This is a genomic window from Nitratireductor aquimarinus, from assembly GCF_017255295.1.
Classification (GTDB): domain Bacteria; phylum Pseudomonadota; class Alphaproteobacteria; order Rhizobiales; family Rhizobiaceae; genus Nitratireductor; species Nitratireductor aquimarinus.
The window spans coordinates 28723-48991 of record NZ_JAFKDE010000005.1 but is presented as its reverse complement, the minus strand read 5'-3'; the positions used below and the strand labels follow the sequence as shown (position 1 = coordinate 48991).

The window sequence follows — 20269 nt, the reverse complement described above, 5'->3', positions numbered from 1 at the left end:
GTCATGAAGATCTGGTATCAAAGCTATGTCGATTACGAGAATGGCGCGGGCTACTGGGATGAACTGAGGAAGCATCTCGACGCCATTGTGGACCCCGGCACTGAGATCGACATCAAGGGCATTACCCCGCATGACAGCTACGCCCACGCCATCGTGGAGTTTCGCTGCGCGCGCGAGGTGATCTGCAATGCGGTGCGGGCCGAGCGCGAGGGCTATGACGCCTTCATCATCGGGCATTTTCAGGATGCCGGCCTCTATGAAGCGCGGTCGGTGGTCGACATTCCGGTGCTGGGCATGGGGGAGGCGTCCATGCTGCATGCCTGCCAGCTTGGCCAGCGCTCGGGCATCGTCACCATCAACCGGCGTTACATTCCCTGGTTTCACCACCAGATCGGCAAATACGGTCTCGGCGAACGCGTGACCGGTGTGCACGCCATGGATTTCGAGCCGGGGCAGATCCTTGCCGCCTTCGGTTCCGATGAGCGGCTTGAAACCGTGCGCGCCCTGTTTGAGGAGCAGGCCCGGCCGCTGGTGGATGAGGGCGTGGACGTGCTCATACCCGGCGGCGGCATTCCCATGCTTCTGTTCTCGCAATTGCAGGCGCACCGGGTGGATGGCGCGCCGGTGATCAACGGCATTCCGATTGTCGTGAAGCTGGCGGAAATGGCCGTGAAGCTGAAGGGGCTGACCGGCCTTGGCGTCAGCCGCACCTCGGATTTCGTCAAACCGCCGGAAGAGATCATCGAAGAGTTCATGACCCATCCCAGGGGTCTGTAACCATAAAAGGGTCTGTAAGCATAAGAGGGCGTCTTCGCGCCTTTGGGCAATAATTCTCCGGGCCTGTTGACTGGCTTTTGCTAAGCTGTCCCAATATCAAGGGGACGATATCGGCAGCGCCTGGAGGATTGCTATGCGTGCGGCACGCGGACTCTCCCTGTTTTTTATTTTTGTTTTCGGGTTTGCAGCAATGGCTGCCGCGCAGGATGCGCGCCGGATCGTGACCAGCGAGAATGCCGATTATTTCGGTTTCGACCTGCGCACCGAAAAGGATGTGACGCTCGACCAGTGCAAGGCGGTGTGCCTTGCCGATCCGCAGTGCCGGGCCTTCACCTACAACACCAGCGCGCAATGGTGCTTCCTGAAGTCGGATTTCAACCGCCTCGATCCGTTCGAGGGAGCGGTGGCCGGCAAGGTGGTGGTGAGCGGCGCTGCTGCCGATCTTGGCGCGCCGCCGGCGCTGCGCTTCGTGCCCGAACATGTGCTGCGCGAGGCGGATCAATATCGTGACGAGGTGCTGCGCACGCAGAATGCCGTCAATGCCGGTTTCGCTGCCCTGACCGCCGCAGGCGGGCAGGCGCTTGCGAACAATGATCCGCTCAATGCGATCCGGGCCTATACCGCAGCCCTTGTGGTGGAGCCTGACAATGCGGGCCTGTGGTCTCGGCTTGCGCGCGCCGCGACGGTGGCGCAGCCAGCCGGCGAGATGAACCTCTATCGTCTGCAGCGCGCCGGCACGGGTGCAGCCGTGAACGCCTACAATCTGTCGCGCAGCACCGATGATCGCGCCGAAGCGCTGGCCGTTCTTGCGCCGGCTCTTGAGCGGCGCAACCTGTTCCGCCCCGCGCTCAGCGCCTATGAGGCGAGCCTGGCGCTCAGGACCGCGCGCGATGTGCAGGAGGCTTATGCCGATCTCAAGCGCCGCAAGGGGTTCCGCGTGATCGATCATTCGGTCGATTCCGACAGCGCCACGCCGCGCGCCTGCGTTCAGTTTTCCGAGGAGCTGGTGAAGAGCGGCGTCGACTACGCCCAGTTCGTGACCGTCGACAATCTGCGCTCCTTCGCCGTTGACCGCAGCGACAAGGAGCTTTGCGTCAGCGGTCTGAAGCATGGCGAACAGTACCGCATCGTCATCCGGCAGGGCCTGCCGGCGGCCATTGGCGAGGTGATTGCCGAGCCGGTGCCGCTCGAAATCTACGTGCGGGACCGCGCGCCTTCGCTGCGCTTTACCGGCGACAATTTCGTGCTGCCGTCCTCGGCGCGCCGGGGCATCCCGTTCGTTTCCGTGAATGCCGACAGCGCGACGCTGTCCGTGTATCGCGTCGGTGACCGCGCGCTGGCGCGTCTTCTGAGCGAGGGGCAGTTCCTGCGCCAGCTCAACGAATATGCGGTGGACGAGGTGGCCGACCAGATGGGCGCGCCCGTCTTCGAAGGCATGATCGAGGTGGACGCCGAACTGAACAAGGATGTTGTCACCAGCATTCCCATCGATGAGGCGGTGCCGGAGCGCAAACCCGGCGTCTACATGATGACGGCGGTGCCGGAGGGCGACCGGAGCCAGAACTGGGACAACCGCGCCACGCAGTGGTTCCTTGTCTCCGATATCGGGCTTTCCACCTTTGCCGGTGAGGACGGGCTTTCGGTCTTCGCGCGTTCGCTTGCGAGCGCGAAGCCGCTCGATGGACTGAAGCTCAAGCTCGTGGCGCGCAACAATGAGGTGCTTGGCGAGGTGGAGACCGATGGCGATGGCCATGCGCGCTTCGATCCCGGTCTGGCGCGCGGTTCTTCCGGTCTCGCGCCGGCGGCGATCATTGCTGAAAACGGGACTGAGGATTTCGTCTTCCTCGACATGACGCGCGCGGGCTTCGATCTTTCGGATCGTGGCGTGACGGGGCGTCCTTCGCCCGGACCGCTCGACGTGTTCGCTTGGACGGAGCGTGGCATCTATCGCGCCGGCGAGACGGTGCATGCGAGCGCGCTCACGCGCAATCCCGCTTCGGATGCGGTCGAGGATCTGCCGCTGACCTTCATCTTCCGCCGCCCCGACGGCGTGGAGGACCGGCGCGTCGTTTCGGATGGCGCGGCGCTTGGCGGTCATGCGGTGGCGCTCGATCTGCCCGGAAGCGCGATGCGCGGCACCTGGGTGCTCGGCATTTATGCCGATCCGAAAAAGCCGGCGCTGGCCGAAAAGAATTTTCTGGTCGAGGATTTCGTGCCCGACCGCACCGAGTTCGAGCTTGCGAGCGCCGATGAGACCGTGCCGGTCGGTGGTGTGACGGATGTGACCGTCGATGGCCGCTATCTCTATGGTGCACCGGCGGCGGGGCTTGCGCTTGAAGGCGAACTGACGGTCGCGCCGACGCGCGAATGGAAAGCCTTCCCCGGCTATGTCTTCGGCCTTGATGACGAGGAGGATGTGGAGGCGCTGCGCGTTTCGCTGCCCGGTCTGCCCGAGACCGATGCGGAAGGGCAGGCGCGGTTCCCGGTGGCGCTGGATGGCGCGCCATCCACCACGCGTCTCCTGAAGGCGGATGTCAGCGTGCGCATGCGCGAGGCCGGCGGCCGCGCCGTGGAGCGTGCGCTGGAGATCGGTGTCGAGCCGGAAAGCGCGATGATCGGCCTGAAGCCGGAATTCACCGGCGGTCGCGTTGCCGAGGGAGCGACGGCGAATTTCCGCGTGATCGCAGTCGATCCGAAGGGTGAGCGCATCGCCATGGACGGCCTCGAATGGAAACTGCTGAAGGTGGAGCGGCACTATCAGTGGTATCGCGATGGCGGTTCCTGGAACTATGAGCCGATCACCACGACGAGCCTCGTGCGCGAGGGAACGGTGGATGCTAAGGCCGACAGCGAGCCGCAGATCGGCGTTTCCGTGGACTGGGGGCGCTATCGCCTTGAGGTGGAAAGCCCGGATGCGGGCGGGCCGATCACCAGCGCGGCGTTCGATTCCGGCTGGTATGTGGAGGCCGGTTCCACCGAGACGCCGGACGGGCTGGAAGTGGCGCTCGACCGAGACGCCTATGCGGTGGGTGAGACGGCGAAGCTGAAGATTTCGCCCCGCTTTGCCGGCGAGGTTCTGGTGACGGTGGGGTCCGAGAGCCTGCTTGAAACCTTTACCGCAAACGTGCCGGAAGCCGGCGCGACCGTGGACATTCCGGTGACCGACACGCTGGGGGCCGGGGCCTATGTGACCGCAACGCTGTTCCGCCCCGGCGACGATGCCGAAAACCGCCTGCCCATGCGCGCCATCGGCGTGCGCTGGCTCAAGGTTGATCCGGGTGCGCGTGACCTTTCGGTTGAACTCGGCGTGGAGGAACAGGCGCGCCCCGATGCTGCCCTTTCAATTCCCGTCAGCGTTGGCGGGCTGGAACCGGGTGAAGAAGCCTATGTGACCGTTGCGGCGGTCGATGTGGGCATTCTCAATCTGACGCGCTACGAGCCGCCACAGCCGGACGCCTGGTATTTCGGCCAGCGCATGCTGGGCATCGAGATGCGCGACATTTACGGGCGGTTGATCGATGGTTCGCTCGGCGCGATGGGCCGGCTGCGCACCGGCGGCGATGGCGGGGGCATGGCGCCCACCGGCAGCGCGCCGACGCAGAAGCTGGTCGCCTTTTTCTCCGGCATCGTTAAGGTGGACGATGACGGGAAAGCGGAGGTCTCCTTCGAGATACCGCAGTTCAACGGCACGGCCCGCATCATGGCGGTCGCCTGGTCGAAGAAGGGCGTGGGCAGCGCGCAGCAGGATGTGATCATCCGCGATCCCGTTGTGCTGACCACCAGCCTCCCGCGCTTCCTGGCGCCGGGCGACGAGGCGCGGCTTCTGCTTGAAATCGCCAACACGGATGGCCCGGCCGGTGACTATCGCCTCACGGTGATGGCCGAAGGGCCGGTGGACGCCGATCTGCGGTCGCTCTCCGATACGGTGACGCTTGAGGCGGGTGGCAGGGCCACGCTCTCTGTGCCTGTTTCGGCGACGAACCAGACGGGCGAGGGCGCGCTGACGGTGGCGCTTGCGCATGAGAGCGGGCTTGCCGTGGAGAAAAGCGTGCCCCTGCCGGTGCGGCCTGGCGTGATGCCGGTTGCCAGCCGCAGCGTGGTGACGCTTGCAGCCAATGGCGGCAGTGTCACGCTGGACGGCGCGCTTCTGGAAGACAGCTTTGCCGAGAACGCGTCGGTGAGCCTCAACATCTCGCGGGCCGACGGGTTCGACATTCCGGCACTTTTGATGTCGCTCGACCGCTATCCTTATGGATGCACGGAGCAGACCACGAGCCGCGCGCTGCCGCTGCTCTATGTGAGCGAGCTTTCAAAGGCTGCGGGGCTGGAAGAGGATCCGGCGCTGAAGGGGCGCATTGAGGACGCCATCACAAGCGTGCTTGCCGCGCAGTCTTCGTCTGGCGGCTTCGGTCTCTGGGGACCGGGATCGGGCGACCTGTGGCTCGACGCCTATGTGACGGACTTCCTGACCCGCGCCGGCGAGCAGGGCTTTGCCGTGCCCGAGGCGGCGATGGGCCAAGCGCTGCAGAACCTCTCGAACACGCTCGCCTATGACACGGATGTCTCCTCGCGCGGCAGCGAGATCGCCTATGCGCTTTATGTGCTGGCGCGCAACCGCAAGGCTTCGGCCGGTGACCTGCGCTACTATCTCGACACGCGGCTCGATGAGTTCTCCACGCCGCTGGCCCGTGCGCAGCTTGCCGCGGGTCTCGCGCTCTACGGCGATGCGCAACGTGCGGAACGGGGCTTTGCCTCCGCCTTCCGTCTCGCTCAGGGCATGAGCGGGCGTTACACGGCGCGCTCCGATTACGGATCGCGTCTGCGCGACGGTGCGGCGATGCTGGCGCTGGCGGCGGAAAGCCGGCCCGAACCGGCGCTGGTGCCGCAGATGATCGATCTGGTGGCCGATGTGCGCGGTGACACGCGTTACATGAGCACGCAGGACGAGGCGTGGATGCTTTTGGCCGCCCGTGCGCTGAGCCAGTCGAGCGACGATTTGCGCCTGACCGTGGACGGCAACGCCCATGCGGGCGCGTTCTCGCGGCGGCTTTCGGGACTGGAGATCGAGGCCGCGCCGCTGACGGTGGCCAATCAGGGCAACGAGCCGGTCGATGCAGTGATCACCACCGTGGCCGCGCCGCAGCAGCCGCTGCCGGCGGGCGGCGAGGGCTTCACCATCGAGCGGCGCTACTACACGCTGGACGGTGAAGAGGCGAATGTCTCCGACGCGCGCCAGAACGAGCGCTATGTGGTGGTTCTGGAGATGATGGAACAGAACGCCTGGCCTTCACGCGTTCTGGTCTCCGACCTGTTGCCGGCGGGCTTCGAGATCGACAATCCGCGCCTGGTGGGCAGCGCCGAACTGGCGAATTTCGAGTGGCTTGGCGAGACGGATGCGGTTCACACCGAGTTCCGTGACGACCGCTTCATCGCCGCCTTCGACCGCAATGGCGGCGGCAAGTTCCGGCTCGCCTATGTGGTGCGTGCGGTGACGCCGGGCGTCTACACGCATCCGGCGGCGAGCGTGGAAGACATGTACCGTCCGCAGCTCTCCGCCCGCACGGCCACGGGCTTCATGGAGATCGTGGGGCAGTAGGCGGCGGCGATGAAAACGCGTCGACATATGCGCCGGGTTGCCATGGCCGCTGGCCTTGCGGCCCTGCTCGCCATTGGCGGGGCGGTGACGCTCGACCGGCTGGACGCCGCCTATCCGCCGCCGCTTGATCCCGCCCCGCTTTCGCTGGAGGTGCTCGACCGAGACGGGGCGCTGCTGCGGGCCTATGCGGCGTCTGACGGGCGCTGGCGTCTGCCGGCGGATATCGACACGCTCGACCCGCAGTTTCTCAAGATGCTGGTCGCCTATGAGGACAAGCGCTTCTGGTCGCATCCGGGTGTCGACATGCGCGCGCTTGGCCGCGCCGCATTGCAGCTCTTGCGGAACGGGCGCATCGTCTCGGGCGGGTCAACACTGTCGATGCAGCTTGCCCGCCTCACCGAGCCACGCGCGGCGCGCAGCTTCAGCGCCAAGTTTCGGCAGATCGCGCGCGCGCTTCAGATCGAACGCAGGCTTTCCAAGCGGGAGATCCTGGAGCGCTACCTGACGCTCGCGCCCTATGGCGGCAATCTTGAAGGGGTGCGCGCGGCGAGCCTCGCCTGGTTCGGCAAGGAGCCGCACAAGCTGGGGCTGGAGGAGGCTGCTCTTCTGGTCGCCCTGCCGCAATCGCCGGAAGCGCGCCGGCCTGACCGGCATCCGCAGACGGCAAAAGCCGCGCGCGACCGGGTGCTTGCGCGCATGGCGGGGGCTGGCGTCATCATCGAAAGCGAGGTCGCGCGCGCGTCTGAGGCGAAGCTTGCCGGGCGTCGTCTGCCCATGCCCGCCTATGCCGCGCATCTGGCCGATGCGGTGGTGCAGGCGGAGCCGGATGAGCGTGTGCATCACCTGACCATCAGCCGGCGCGCGCAGGCGGGCCTTGAGGAAGTTGCCGCCAGAGCCGCGCGCGGGCTGGGGCCGCGCGTTTCCGTGGCGATGGTGCTGGCGGATGCGCAGACCGGCGCAGTGCTCGCGCGGGTCGGGTCGGCAGGGTATTTCAACGCCGCGCGCGCGGGCTGGATCGACATGAGCGTGGCAGAGCGCTCGCCGGGCTCCACGCTCAAACCCTTCATCTATGGCCTTGCCTTCGAGGAGGGGCTGGTGATGCAGGAAACCATGATCGAAGACCGGCCCGGCAATTTCTCGGGATATCGCCCGCGCAATTTCGACATGGCCTATCAGGGCGACGTCTCGGTGCGCACGGCCTTGCAGATGTCGCTCAACGTGCCGACGATCCGGCTGCTCGATGCAGTGGGGCCGGTGCGGCTGGTGGCGCGCATGCGACGTGCTGGCGTGCCGCCCGCGCTTCCGCCCGGCGAGACGCCGGGCCTTGCCATCGGGCTTGGCGGTGCGGGGCTGACGCTTGAAGGGCTGGTGCAGCTTTATGGCGGGCTCGCCAATCGGGGGCGGGTGCGCCCGCTGCATTATCTGGACGATACAGAGATTGCCGCGCATCCCCCTTCCGTGCTGACGCCACAGGCCACATGGCAGGTCGCGGACATCCTGTCCGGTGTCGCGCCGCCCAGCGACGCGCCGCGTCTCGGCATCGCATACAAGACGGGCACGTCCTATGGCTACCGCGATGCGTGGTCGGTCGGCTATGACGGGCGGCATGTGCTGGGCGTGTGGGCCGGGCGGCCCGATGGCGGCGCGGTGCCGGGGCTGACCGGCTATCTGGCTGCCGCTCCCATCCTGTTCGAGGCGTTTTCACGCTCGGGCGTGGGCATCGTTCCGTTCCCGCCTGCACCGGCAGGCGCGATCCGGCTTGCCGCGTCCGATCTTCCGTTTCCCATGCGGCGTTTCTCCGTCTCGGGCGGCGGGTTTCGCGCCGGTGCACCGGTGGAGCCCGCGCCGGAAATCGTGTTCCCGCCGCAGGGTGCGCGCATCGATGTGGGGCTTGCGCGTGGGGCGCGGGTCATGCCGCTGGCGCTCAAGATCAATGGCGGGCGCGCGCCGTTCCGCTGGCTGGCCAATGGCGAGCCGCTGCCGGACGCCTATCGGCGGCGCAGGGCAAGCTGGGTGCCCGATGGCGGCGGCGCATCGACCCTGACGGTGATCGACGCGGCCGGACGTTCCGCCAGCGTCGATGTTTTTCTGGAATAGATCAGGCGGCTTCCGCGAGCGCCTTCAAAACCGTTTCGCGCATGGGCATGGGAGCGACTGCGCCAAAGCCCTGAGTGGAAAGGGCAGCGGCCGCATTGGCGTAGCGCGCTGCCTCGAACGGGTCGCCATGGCGATTGAGCTCGGCGAGGAAATTGCCATCGAACGTGTCGCCCGCACCCGTGGCGTCTACGGCGCTGACCCTGATGCCGGGCACGCGGCGGCGCTCGTCGGGCGTGGCGACGAGGCAGCCATCCTTGCCGAGCGTCAGCGCGACGATGCCTGCGCCAAGACCCAGATAATGATCTGCGATGGCGTCCGGGTCGCTGATGCCGACGAGCTGTTCGGCGTCTTCCAGACCGGGAAGCGCGATGTCGGCCTTGCGCATGGCGGCTTCGGTCAGCGCACGGGCGCGCTCGAGCGGCCACAGTTTCAGGCGCAGATTGGTGTCGAACGAGACTTTGGCGCCGGCGGCACGGGCAATGTCGATCGCTTCGAGAACCGCATCGCTCGCATCGGCGCTGATGGCCATGGAGATGCCCGAGACATGCAGGATGTCGGCATTCTCGATGGCGCTGCGGGGCAGGTCGCGCGGGGCGACGCGGCTCGCCGCCGAACCCTTGCGCAGATAGGAGAAGACGTGGCCGTTCTCGCCATGGCTGACGAAGTAGACACCCGTATGGGCATCCGGATTGCGCAGGACATGGCGGGCGTCCACGCCATTGTCTGCCCAGAGCTGCATCAGGCTGTCACCGAACTCGTCTGCGCCGAGCGCGGTGAAGAACCCGACCGATGCGCCGGCGCGCGCGGCTGCGATGGCGCAGTTGGAGGTGTCGCCGCCATGGCCGAAGAGGTAACGGCCCGTGTCGTCCACCTGGTTGAACTCGATCAGCGGTTCGCCCATGCAGATGATCTTCGGATGGCTCATATCGGCAGTCTCCTCCTGTTGTCGCAGCGTGCGCGGGCTTCTCTTTAGAGCATTTTTATTGCGGGTGGAATGTTGTGCCGTGTACGGGGGCGCTTCAGCGTGCGCCGCGCCCGAACAGGACCGTTCTGATCGTCGAGAGAATGATCAGCATGTCCAGATCAAACGACAGGTGTTTGATGTAGTAGAGGTCGTAGGAGAGCTTGGTGATCTCTTCCCGGGTCGTGCTTGCATAGCCGGAATTCACCTGTGCCCAGCCAGTGATGCCCGGAAGAACCATGGTGCGGTGAATGAATTTGGGCTCTTCCGCCTCGCTCGCCTGCGCCACGTATTCGGCCACGGGGCGTGGGCCCACAAGGCTCATCTCGCCGCGCCAGATGTTGAGGAGCTGGGGGAGTTCATCGAGCCGCAGCCGGCGCAGAAAACGGCACCCCCTGATGATGCGGTCGTCGTTGACCTGCGTCGAGCCGCCCTGGCGGCCATGATACATGGTGCGAAACTTCAGCATGTTGAAGGAGCGGCCGCCATAGCCCCGGCGTTGCTGCACGAAGATGGCAGTGCCGCCATCCAGCATGCGGATGTAAAGCCAGATCACAAAGCCCAGCGGCACGGTGAGCGGCACTGTGATGATGACGGCAAACAGATCCAGCGCGCGCTTGGCCTTGGAATAATAGATCTGGCTGGGCGTGTATGCGAGATGCGAGACGTCGAATGCATCGACATCGACACGGCCATCGCGCAGTTCGAGGAAATTGAACCAGGGCGTGACATCGACGCCGACCATGTAGGCCTTGGTCAGAAAGCCTGACCATTCGGGATTGTGATGGGTCTTGCTGTCGATCAGGATGCGGTCGTAAGCGCCGATATCGGCATTCTTGTCGGTGATGACGGCGACCTTGCCTGAAAGGCGGGAGGCCACCTGCCTTGCGCCTGGAAAATCCAGAAGCGCGATGTGATCTTCCAGCGAGCGGTGAAGACGCAGATTGGCTATCGACATCAACACGTTCGCGACCAGATAGGCGACCAGCAAAGCAGAATAACTGATCCGAATGCGCAGGCCCGAGAGAAAGGCAACGGCCGTTGTGAAGACCACGAATGTGATGAAGATGGCGATCGTGAACGTGTTTCGTTGCCGGCGAAAACCAAGCAAGGCGAGCGCTATGACGAAAGGCAGCGCCAACAGGATCGCGCAGACGATGGCGAGATTGCCCCAGTCGCTGCGCGATGCATTCAGGATGAAAGCCGTATAGACAAGGCATTGAAGAACGCCCGCAGCGAGGATTTCCGGCAGCATGGGGCGCAGATTGCGCAGCAGGCGGCGCTTGCGCAGGGATGCACCGCGATCGAGAACATCTTCAAGATCGGGCGTTGCCTCCAAAGACGGGCTGCGCTTCGCAGCGCGTCTGGCCTTGTCCTCAACGGGAGCGGACTTTTTTCCCGTTGGTTTGGAGGCGTCGTTCAAATCTTGTTCCTGTCCAGCATGCACAAGCTACCATCATTGCGCTTTGCCATATGTTGATCACCTTCGCAATCTTCAGTTGGTTATGTTTTATTTACAACCAGTTGGAAGCAAGTAATTCATGAAAAACGCCGATTCGCTTTGCCCCGGTTTCTGAACTCAGCAACGCCCCTTATGCAATGGTGCGGCTGTCAAATTGTGACACTGGCATTTACGTTTGGCCACTGAGGTCCTATCAAGCCCGCGTTTCAGCAGGTTGTTTCGTCTCATGTATCGCCAAGCCTATATTTTTCTGTGTCTGACAACCCTGTTCTGGGGCGGCAATGCCGTGGCCAGTCGCCTTGCTGTCGGCCATGTTTCGCCCATGATGCTGACAACGCTGCGCTGGATCCTCAGCTCCTCACTGCTGGTTTTTTTCGCGTGGCCGCATCTCAAGCGTGACTGGCCGGCCATTCGCGCAAAGCTTCCGCTTCTGGCGTTTCTTGGCATGATGGGCTTCACCGGGTTCAACGCGCTGTTCTACAGCTCCGCCCAATTCACCTCGGCAATCAACATCGCCATCGAGCAGGGGGCGATCCCGATGGTGATTTTCGTCGTGAATTTCCTTCTTTTCCGGCTCCGCGTGACCGCTCTGCAGGTTGCCGGGTTCATGCTGTCCCTCGTGGGGGTGGCGATTGTCGCGAGCCACGGCGAGTTCGCGCGTCTGCTCGATCTGGATGTGAATTTCGGCGATGCGCTGATGCTTGTCGCGGTCCTGCTTTATGCAGCCTATACGGTCGGCCTGCGTCTCAAGCCAGATATCCACTGGCTGAGCCTGATGTTCGTGCTGTCGCTGTTTGCCCTTCTCGCCTCGTTCCCGCTGGTCGCCTGGGAGGCGGCGACGGACCGGTTGATCGTGCCGGATGCACAGGGCTGGATGGTCGTTGGCTATGTGGTCGTGTTCCCGTCGCTCCTCGCCCAGAGCCTCTATATTCGCGGCAATGAACTGATCGGCGGCAACCGTGCCGGGCTGTTCATCAATCTCGTGCCGATCTTCGGGACGCTTCTTTCCATCGTCATTCTTGGCGAGGACTTCTTTGCCTATCACGCCGTTGCGCTGACGCTGGTGCTCGGCGGCATCTGGCTGGCAGAACACAGCGGACGCAAAAATGCCGGCGCATAGCGCCGGCATTCTGTCTTCCCGATTCTGAAACCGGTCGCTTATCCGGCCACGTCGAACGAGAGTGGCTTGGCGGACAGGATGACATCGGTTGCGCGGAGCTCTTTCAGGACATCCGCAGGGAACGGCGCGTCGAGATAGAGGAGAGCGATCGCATCGCCGCCCGGCCGGTTGCGGCCCAGCTGGAAGTTGGCGATGTTGACCTGATGCTTGGCGCAGATCGAGCCCAGCAGACCAATGATGCCCGGCACGTCGTAATTGGTCGTGTAGAGCATGTGCTGGCCGACCTCGGCGTCGAGGTTGATGCCCTTGATCTGGATGAAGCGCGGCTTGCCGTCGGAGAACACCGTGCCGGCAATGGTGCGCGTCTTCTTCGAGGACTTGACGGTCAGCTTGATGTAGCCGTCGAACACGCCCGACTTGTCGCGCTTGACTTCCGACAGGATGATGCCGCGTTCCTTGGCCATCACCGGTGCGGACACCATGTTGACGTCGGCCACCTGCGGACGGATCAGACCGGCAAGGGCGGCGCTGATCAGCGCGCGGCGGTTCATCTCCGTGGTGGAGCCGTCGAACAGGATCTCGACTTCTTCGATGGCTTCGTCGGTCACCTGGCCGACAAACGCACCGAGCACTTCAGCGAGCTTGATGAAGGGTTTCAGGCGCGGCGCCTCTTCGGCGCTGATCGAGGGCATGTTGATCGCGTTGGTGACCGCGCCCTTCGTCAGGTAATCCGACATCTGTTCGGCCACCTGGATGGCCACGTTCTCCTGAGCCTCGCTGGTCGATGCGCCCAGATGCGGGGTGCAGACCACGTTGGGCATGTTGAAGAGCGGGTTTTCCGTTGCCGGCTCCGTCTCAAACACGTCGATGCCGGCGCCTGCGACCTTGCCCGATTTGAGTGCTTCCACCAGATCGGCTTCGTTGACCAGACCGCCGCGCGCGCAGTTGATGATGCGCACGCCCTTCTTCATCTTGGCGATGGCGTCCTTGTCGATGATGCCGCGCGTCTTGTCGGTGAGCGGCGTGTGCAGCGTGATGAAATCGGCGCGCTTGAAGAGATCTTCAAGCTCGACCTTCTCGACGCCCAGCTCTGCCGCGCGCTCTGCCGAAAGGAACGGATCGAAGGCAACGACGTGCATCCGGAGCCCGATGGCGCGCATGGCGACCACGGAACCGATATTGCCGCAGCCGATCACGCCCAGCGTCTTGCCGGTGATCTCGACACCCATGAAGCGGTTCTTTTCCCACTTGCCTTCGTGGGTCGAGGTGTTGGCCTCCGGGATCTGGCGCGCAACGGCGAAGATCATGGCGACGGCATGCTCGGCGGTGGTGATGGAGTTGCCGAAAGGCGTATTCATCACGATGATACCACGGCGCGAGGCAGCCGGAATGTCGACATTGTCGACGCCGATGCCGGCGCGGCCGACAACCTTGAGATTGGTGGCGTTGTTGATCAGCTTTTCGGTGACCTTGGTCGCCGAGCGGATGGCGAGGCCATCATACTGGTCGATGACGGAGAGGAGCTTTTCCTTGTCCTTGCCGAGGTCGGGCAGGTAATCCACCTCGATGCCGCGATCCTTGAAGATTTCAACGGCGGTGGGCGAAAGTTTATCGGATACGAGTACGCGGGGCGCCATCAGGGCCTCCTGTTGCTTTGCAATGAAATCAGGGGTGGCGGCTCCGCGCGCGGAGCCGCAAATTCAGCGTGAGCCTGTCAGGCTGCGGCCTTGAGGCCGGCCTTCTGCGACTGGAATGCCCAGTCGAGCCACGGCATCAGGGCTTCCAGATCGGATGCCTCGACAGTCGCGCCGGCCCAGATCCGCAGACCCGAAGGCGCATCGCGGTAATGGCCGATATCGTAGGCGACACCCTGCTTGGCGAGAGCCGAAACCATGCCCTTGGCGAAGGCCGCCTGATCGGCCGCATCGAGTGCGGCGATCTCGGGATCGACGATCGACAGGCAGACCGAAGTGTTGGAGCGCGTGGCAGGCACTTTGGCCAGATGATCGAGCCAGTCGCTCTTGCGCACGAACTCGTCGATCACGGCGAAGTTCGCATTGGCGCGGTCGACAAGACCGTCGAGGCCGCCGACGGACTTCGCCCAGTTCAGCGCGTCGATATAGTCTTCCACGCAAAGCATGGACGGCGTGTTGATGGTCTCGCCGCGGAAGATGCCTTCAATCAGCTTGCCGCCCTTGGTGAGGCGGAAGATCTTCGGCAGCGGCCATGCCGGTGCGTAGTTTTCCAGACGCTCGACGGCGCGCGGGGACAGGATGATGACGCCATGCGCGCCTTCTCCGCCCAGAACCTTCTGCCAGGAGAAGGTGACGACATCGAGCTTGTCGAAGGGCAGGCGCTGGGCGAATGCAGCCGAGGTGGCGTCGCAGATCGTCAGGCCCGCACGGTCGGCGGGAATGAAATTGCCATCGGGAACACGGACACCCGAAGTGGTGCCGTTCCAGGTGAAGACGACATCGCGGTCGAAATCGATTGTGCCGAGATCGGGCAGGTCGCCGTAGTCGGCTTCGATGCGGCGCACGTCTTCGAGCCTGAGCTGCTTGACGACATCCGTCACCCAGCCGGCGCCGAAGGATTCCCATGCAACCATGTCGACGCCGCGTTCGCCGAGAAGCGACCAGAGCGCCATTTCGACGGCGCCGGTGTCGGATGCGGGCACGATGCCGATGCGGTAATCCGCGGGCACCTGCAGAATTTCACGGGTAAGGTCGATGGCCTCTGCCAGTTTCGCCTTGCCGACGGACGAACGGTGCGACCGGCCAAGGGGAGCGTCGGCAAGCGCGTCAAGCGACCAGCCGGGACGTTTGGTGCAGGGACCTGAAGAAAAATGGGTATTGGCCGGACGGTTGTCCGGCGTGGGGAGTGCGCTCATGATATATCCTATCCTTACAGATAGCACGCCTCTCGGTGGGGAGAGGTGGCCCACGGACGGAGTTACGCCGATCCGTTTTTCCAGTCAAGTGCGGCATGATCGCCCGATGCGGCGTTAAAACATGCAGCGACAATGCCAGCATGGTTTCCATGGGAGCCTTGAGGCTCTATAGAGGCCATTCGTTTTCTTAATCATCCAGGCGGGGGACCCGCCGGACGTTGCGCCGGGAAGGACTTTTTCATGGCAAATGTGGTGGTTGTCGGCTCGCAGTGGGGCGACGAAGGCAAGGGCAAGATCGTTGACTGGCTGTCGGAACGCGCCGATGTGGTTGCGCGTTTTCAGGGCGGCCACAATGCCGGCCACACGCTGGTCATCGATGGTGTGAGCTACAAGCTTTCGCTGCTGCCCTCCGGCGTCGTGCGTCCCGGCAAGCTTTCGGTCATCGGCAATGGCGTGGTCTTCGACCCGCATGCATTTGTCGCCGAGATGGGCCGTCTGGCCGAGCAGGGCGTGAATGTCACCCCCGACCGCCTGAAGATCGCCGAGAACACGGCGCTCATTCTCTCGCTGCATCGTGAACTCGACGGTTTCCGTGAGGACGCCGCATCCAATTCCGGCACGAAGATCGGCACCACCCGCCGCGGCATCGGCCCGGCTTATGAAGACAAGGTCGGCCGTCGTGCGATCCGCGTCATGGATCTGGCCAACACCGACACGCTGCCGATGAAGATCGACCGTCTGCTCACGCACCACAATGCGCTGCGCCGTGGCCTCGGCCATGAAGAAGTGACGCATGAGGCGATCATGGAAGAGCTGACATCCGTGGCCGACAAGATCCTTCCCTATGTGGATCGCGTCTGGAAGATCCTCGAGGACGCGCGCCGCGCCGGCCAGCGCATCCTGTTCGAGGGCGCGCAGGGCACCATGCTCGACATCGATCATGGCACCTATCCCTTCGTGACCTCCTCCAACACGATTGCCGGTCAGGCAGCTACGGGCTCCGGTCTCGGGCCGGGCTCCATCGATTATGTGCTCGGCATCACCAAGGCCTACACGACCCGTGTTGGCGAAGGTCCGTTCCCGACCGAGCAGGACAACGAGGTTGGCGAGTTCCTCGGAACGCGCGGTCATGAATTCGGCACCGTCACGGGCCGCAAGCGTCGCTGCGGCTGGTTCGATGCGGTTCTCGTGCGTCAGGCCGTTGTCGCAAACGGCATGAACGGCATCGCGCTGACCAAGCTCGACGTTCTGGACGGCATGGACGAGATCAAGATCTGCACGGGCTACAAGCTCGATGGCGAACTGATCGATTATCTGCCGGCGGGCCAGGGCGCACAGGCGCGCCTCGAGCCGGTCTATGAAACGCTGGAAGGCTGGAAGGGCACGACCAAGGGCGCGCGCAAGTGGACGGACCTGCCGGCGCAGGCTGTCAAATATGTGCGTCACGTCGAGGAGCTGATCGGCGCGCCGGTGGCTATTCTTTCCACCAGCCCCGAACGCGAAGACGCCATACTTGTGACCGATCCTTTTCAGGACTAGTTTCGCGGGCAGAACTGCTTTGCGTGTCCGTGGGGCGGCTGCGCGATCAAAAAAGTAAAACAGGTTTGATAAGGCATGGCGGATTTTTCTGCGGTTCTGAAGAAAACGATCGATGCGCTTTCGGAGAATTCTCCGGAAGCGCGTGAGCGCGTTTATCAGAAAGCCCGAATGACAATCGAGAACAAGCTTGCCAGCGTGAAGCCGGCGCCCTCTGCGGCGGTGGTGGAACGTCAGCGCAAGCTGCTCGAAGACGCCATCGCCAAGGTTGAGGCTGAATACGCACCACCGCCACCGCCCGAAGAGCCTGATCAGGACGAGCTGGACCAAATTTTTGCCGAGCTTGATGTCGACCCGGTAAAACCGGCCGACCCGCTCTACGGCAATTTCGCCGCACGGCCTGACGAGAAGGCTCCCGCCCCTGTTGAAACCGGCGATGCCGCAAAGGCGGATGACGGTGCGAAAGACCCTGTCGTTGCCGGTGTGGAAGAGCAGGCGTCCGACAGGGATCGTGGCGTCGATGGACCGGAAGCGGGGCTGGAAACGCCGCCCCCGCCGCCGCGCGCCAAGGGGCGCAAGGGCGTTTCCGGCGGTCTGATCGCGGCGCTTCTGCTGCTCGTGGCGATTGCCGCGGGTGCATGGTTCTACAAGGACGATCTTGCAGGTCTCGTCGGTGGCGGCGGGGAGCAGGTCGCGACCGACAGCGGTGAGGCGGCCACGCCTGCCGCCGGTGAGAGTTCCGGAGACGACGGCGCAAACACTGCGGCCGCAGGCGGCGAAGACGCCACTGCCGAGCCGGCAGCGCCCGAACCGGCGCGCAAGTTTACGCAGCGCCTCCTGCCCGATGGCCGCGAGGTGGATGACGGGCCGGCTGGCGGGCAGTCGGGAGTGGGCGAGGGGACTTCGGTCGCGCAGGCGACCCAGACTGGTGACGGGGCTTCGCAGGGCGCACCTGCCCAGAATGGCGATGCGGGTGCCGATCAGGCGCTTCCGGTTGGCCAGAAGGCGATCTTCTATGAAGAGCGCACCAGCGTTTCGCAGGGCTCTGCCGATGTCGGCGCCGTGGTCTGGTCCGTGGTGCAGGAATCGCCGGGCAATGATCTTCCGCCGGAGCCGGCCATTCGCGCCGAGGCGACCATTCCCCAGAAGAACCTGCAGCTGAAAATGACGATCCGCCGCAATGCGGATGAATCACTGCCGGCAAGCCACATCATGGAAGTGATTTTCCTGACGCCCGACGAGTTCGAGGGCGGCAGCATCGACAATGTCCTGCGCGTTTCCCTGAAGCGCTCCGAGCAGGATACGGGCAATCCGCTGCTTGGCATTCCGGCCAAGATTGCAGATGGCTTCTTCCTCGTGGCGCTCAGCGACAGCGCGGCCGATATCGAGACCAATCTTCTGCTGCTGCGTCGCCAGCGCTGGATCGACATTCCCATCGTCTACAAGTCCGGACGGCGTGCGCTCATCACCCTTGAGAAGGGCATTCCAGGCGAGAAGGTCTTCAACGATGTTCTGGCAGCCTGGCAGAACGCGACGAGCGGCTAGAGCCTCTTGCAGGTCAGGCGCCCTGTCTGACGGCAGGCGTGAAATTGGATGAAACAAAAAAGCCGGCGGGATCACCGCCGGCTTTTTTCATTCTCAATTGCGGAAGGCGCGTTCAGGCGCCTGCCTGCCGATGGGCCTCGGCGGCCAGTGTCTTCGCAGCCAGCGCCTGCTGGCGGGCCGAATTCTGCACCGCTTCCTGCACCTTCTCGAAGGCGCGGACCTCGATCTGGCGAACGCGCTCGCGGCTGATGTCAAACTCGCCCGACAGTTCTTCCAGCGTCAGCGGGTCTTCGGAAAGACGCCGTGCCTGGAAGATGCGCTTCTCGCGGTCGTTGAGCACGGACATGGCGTCGCCAAGCATCTGGCGGCGTGTCTCCAGCTCATCCTGTTCGGCCAGCATGTCTTCCTGGCTCTCGCCGTCATCCACCAGCCAGTCCTGCCACTCGCCGGACTCGCCTTCCGTGGCGCGGATCGGCGCGTTGAGGGACGCATCGCCCGACAGGCGACGGTTCATCGACACGACTTCTTCCTCGCTCACTTTGAGACGGGTGGCGATTTCGGAAACCTGCTCGGGGTTCAGGTCGCCGTCATCGAGCGCCTGAATCTTGCTCTTCACCTTGCGCAGGTTGAAGAACAGCCGTTTCTGGTTGGCCGTGGTGCCCATCTTCACGAGGCTCCACGAGCGCAGGATATATTCCTGGATCGAGGCCTTGATCCACCACATCGCATAGGTGGCGAGGCGGAAGCCGCGCTCCGGTTCGAATTTCTTGACGGCCTGCATGAGGCCGACATTGCCTTCGGAAATGACTTCGCCGATCGGCAGGCCATAACCGCGATACCCCATGGCGATCTTGGCCACGAGGCGCAGGTGGCTTGTCACGAGCCTGTGCGCAGCCGCCGTGTCGTCATGCTCCGAATAGCGCTTCGCAAGCATGTACTCTTCTTCGGGCTGCAGCATGGGGAAACGGCGAATTTCCTCCAGGTAGCGGGTCAGACCGCCTTCGCCCGTGGCGACGCTGGGTAATGTCTGGGCCATTAAGCACCCTCCTTTGCCGGATCCGCCCTCATGCGGGGACGCCTTATGTCTTGGCGTTTGCTGGGATGGGAAACAGCGCGATCATCTTTGATGCACCGCACCATATCCCATATAGGAACGATTCCCGACAGTTAAAGTCTCACTCTGCTGTCAACATTGTGTCACCAGATGGTGGACACTATTATTGTACCGACTATTACAAAATATCAAGTGCCTTTGTCAATGCCAGCAGATCGGCGGGCAGATCGGCCTCGAAACGCATCAGTTCTTCGGTTTCCGGATGCCGGAAGGCGAGAAGGTGAGCATGCAGAGCCTGACGCGGAAAAGCGGCGACTGTGGGGCGTATCTCCTCGGGTAACCTGTTGGCCTTGGTGCGGAAGGCGCGGGCGTAATCCCGGTCGCCGATGAGCGGATGGCCGATATGCGCCATGTGCACGCGGATCTGGTGCGTGCGTCCGGTCTCCAGCCGGCATTCCACCCGTGAAGCAAATGCATTGCCCGCGCCATCGGTTCCATAGCGCTTCTCGACCTTGTAGCGGGTGACGGCGTGGCGGGCGTCGCTGCGGCCGGCGGGCACCACGGCGCGCAGCGTGCGGCTCTGCGCATGGCGGCCAAGCGGCGCGTCGATCGTGCCTGCCATGCGCTCCGGCGCGCCCCAGACAAGGGCGGTGTAGGCGCGTTCCAGGTCGCCGCTGCGACCGTGATCGGCAAAGGCTTCCGACAGGATGCGGTGGGCATTGTCGGTCTTGGCCACGACCATTACGCCCGTGGTGTCGCGGTCGAGGCGATGAACAATGCCGGGTCGGCGCACGCCGCCAATGCCGGCGAGGCTGTCGCCGCAATGGTGAAGCAGCGCGTTGACCAGTGTGCCCGACCAGTTGCCGGGGGCGGGGTGCACCACGAGGCCAGCCGGTTTGTTGATGACGATCAGCGAGGCGTCTTCATAGAGAACATCGAGCGGGATGGGTTCGGGCTCCGGTTCCGCCGGCTCCGCCTCGGGCACGATGAGGGCGTAAACCTCGCCTTCCGCAACCTTGTGCTTGGTCTCGGTGACCGGGATTTCGTCGCAGCGAACGGCGCCTGCGCGAATGAGCGACTGCAGGCGGCTGCGTGAAACCGCCGCGCCCAGCCGGCCCGAAAGCCAGCGATCCAGCCGCTCTCCGGCGTCTTCGGGGTCAACGGTGAACGCTTTGCTTGCGTCTGCGTCTTCCCATTCGTTGTGGTCTTCGGTATCAGGATCGCGCATTGA

Annotated in this window: 12 protein-coding genes; 6 read left to right on the top strand and 6 right to left on the bottom strand. The window is 63.9% G+C overall.

The window, feature by feature from the left end; genetic code table 11:
* Positions 1-3: 3 nt before the first annotated feature.
* The 3 genes from JYP46_RS09430 (at position 4) to pbpC (ending at position 8470) form a co-directional block, all read left to right on the top strand.
* Positions 4-777 carry an aspartate/glutamate racemase family protein gene (locus JYP46_RS09430; protein ID WP_113153393.1) on the top strand — a complete coding sequence of 258 codons (774 nt, stop codon included), beginning with the start codon at positions 4-6 and terminating at the stop codon, positions 775-777.
* Between the two features lie 133 nt (positions 778-910).
* The gene (locus JYP46_RS09425) at positions 911-6373 is read left to right on the top strand and encodes an alpha-2-macroglobulin family protein (protein WP_210346597.1); all 5463 of its coding nucleotides are present in this window, start codon (positions 911-913) and stop codon (positions 6371-6373) included.
* A gap of 27 nt (positions 6374-6400) precedes the next feature.
* Positions 6401-8470 carry a penicillin-binding protein 1C gene (gene pbpC, locus JYP46_RS09420; RefSeq protein ID WP_206548103.1) on the top strand — a complete coding sequence of 690 codons (2070 nt, stop codon included), beginning with the start codon at positions 6401-6403 and terminating at the stop codon, positions 8468-8470.
* Between the two features lies 1 nt (position 8471).
* Here pbpC and JYP46_RS09415 read toward each other — a convergent pair whose 3' ends face one another.
* Together JYP46_RS09415 and JYP46_RS09410 are read right to left on the bottom strand one after the other, a co-directional pair.
* Entirely contained in the window at positions 8472-9395 is a 924-nt protein-coding gene (locus tag JYP46_RS09415) for a sugar kinase (RefSeq protein WP_206547971.1), read from the bottom strand.
* Positions 9396-9489: 94 nt separating this feature from the next.
* The gene (locus tag JYP46_RS09410; protein WP_222474032.1) at positions 9490-10854 is read right to left on the bottom strand and encodes a sugar transferase; all 1365 of its coding nucleotides are present in this window, start codon (positions 10852-10854) and stop codon (positions 9490-9492) included.
* Positions 10855-11119: 265 nt separating this feature from the next.
* On the opposite strand from JYP46_RS09410, the gene JYP46_RS09405 reads away from it, so the two are divergent.
* The gene (locus JYP46_RS09405) at positions 11120-12013 is read left to right on the top strand and encodes a DMT family transporter (protein ID WP_206547970.1); all 894 of its coding nucleotides are present in this window, start codon (positions 11120-11122) and stop codon (positions 12011-12013) included.
* A 38-nt stretch (positions 12014-12051) separates the two neighbouring features.
* On the opposite strand, the gene serA is transcribed toward JYP46_RS09405, so the two are convergent.
* Complete coding sequence (gene serA / locus JYP46_RS09400; protein ID WP_206545739.1) at positions 12052-13650, bottom strand: phosphoglycerate dehydrogenase; 1599 nt, start codon at positions 13648-13650, stop codon at positions 12052-12054.
* 77 nt (positions 13651-13727) lie between these two features.
* The gene (locus JYP46_RS09395) at positions 13728-14903 is read right to left on the bottom strand and encodes a phosphoserine transaminase (protein WP_206547969.1); all 1176 of its coding nucleotides are present in this window, start codon (positions 14901-14903) and stop codon (positions 13728-13730) included.
* Between the two features lie 240 nt (positions 14904-15143).
* On the opposite strand from JYP46_RS09395, the gene JYP46_RS09390 reads away from it, so the two are divergent.
* Positions 15144-16442 (top strand): adenylosuccinate synthase, encoded by a 1299-nt coding sequence (locus JYP46_RS09390; protein WP_206547968.1) that lies wholly within the window; start codon positions 15144-15146, stop codon positions 16440-16442.
* A 75-nt stretch (positions 16443-16517) separates the two neighbouring features.
* Positions 16518-17984 (top strand): RodZ family helix-turn-helix domain-containing protein, encoded by a 1467-nt coding sequence (locus JYP46_RS09385; protein WP_206547967.1) that lies wholly within the window; start codon positions 16518-16520, stop codon positions 17982-17984.
* Positions 17985-18096: 112 nt separating this feature from the next.
* On the opposite strand, the gene rpoH is transcribed toward JYP46_RS09385, so the two are convergent.
* Both rpoH and JYP46_RS09375 read right to left on the bottom strand, forming a co-directional pair.
* Positions 18097-19020 (bottom strand): RNA polymerase sigma factor RpoH, encoded by a 924-nt coding sequence (gene rpoH, locus JYP46_RS09380; RefSeq protein ID WP_113153384.1) that lies wholly within the window; start codon positions 19018-19020, stop codon positions 18097-18099.
* 196 nt (positions 19021-19216) lie between these two features.
* Entirely contained in the window at positions 19217-20266 is a 1050-nt protein-coding gene (locus tag JYP46_RS09375) for an RluA family pseudouridine synthase (RefSeq protein ID WP_206547966.1), read from the bottom strand.
* Between the last annotated feature and the right edge of the window lie 3 nt (positions 20267-20269).

Coding starts and splice junctions, on each gene's coding strand:
- JYP46_RS09430 (WP_113153393.1), top strand. CDS start 4: ATGAAGATCTGGTATCAAAGCTATGTCGATTACGAGAATGGCGCGGGC.
- JYP46_RS09425 (WP_210346597.1), top strand. CDS start 911: ATGCGTGCGGCACGCGGACTCTCCCTGTTTTTTATTTTTGTTTTCGGG.
- pbpC (WP_206548103.1), top strand. CDS start 6,401: ATGCGCCGGGTTGCCATGGCCGCTGGCCTTGCGGCCCTGCTCGCCATT.
- JYP46_RS09415 (WP_206547971.1), bottom strand. CDS start 9,395: ATGAGCCATCCGAAGATCATCTGCATGGGCGAACCGCTGATCGAGTTC.
- JYP46_RS09405 (WP_206547970.1), top strand. CDS start 11,120: ATGTATCGCCAAGCCTATATTTTTCTGTGTCTGACAACCCTGTTCTGG.
- serA (WP_206545739.1), bottom strand. CDS start 13,650: ATGGCGCCCCGCGTACTCGTATCCGATAAACTTTCGCCCACCGCCGTT.
- JYP46_RS09395 (WP_206547969.1), bottom strand. CDS start 14,903: ATGAGCGCACTCCCCACGCCGGACAACCGTCCGGCCAATACCCATTTT.
- JYP46_RS09390 (WP_206547968.1), top strand. CDS start 15,144: ATGGCAAATGTGGTGGTTGTCGGCTCGCAGTGGGGCGACGAAGGCAAG.
- JYP46_RS09385 (WP_206547967.1), top strand. CDS start 16,518: ATGGCGGATTTTTCTGCGGTTCTGAAGAAAACGATCGATGCGCTTTCG.
- rpoH (WP_113153384.1), bottom strand. CDS start 19,020: ATGGCCCAGACATTACCCAGCGTCGCCACGGGCGAAGGCGGTCTGACC.
- JYP46_RS09375 (WP_206547966.1), bottom strand. CDS start 20,266: ATGCGCGATCCTGATACCGAAGACCACAACGAATGGGAAGACGCAGAC.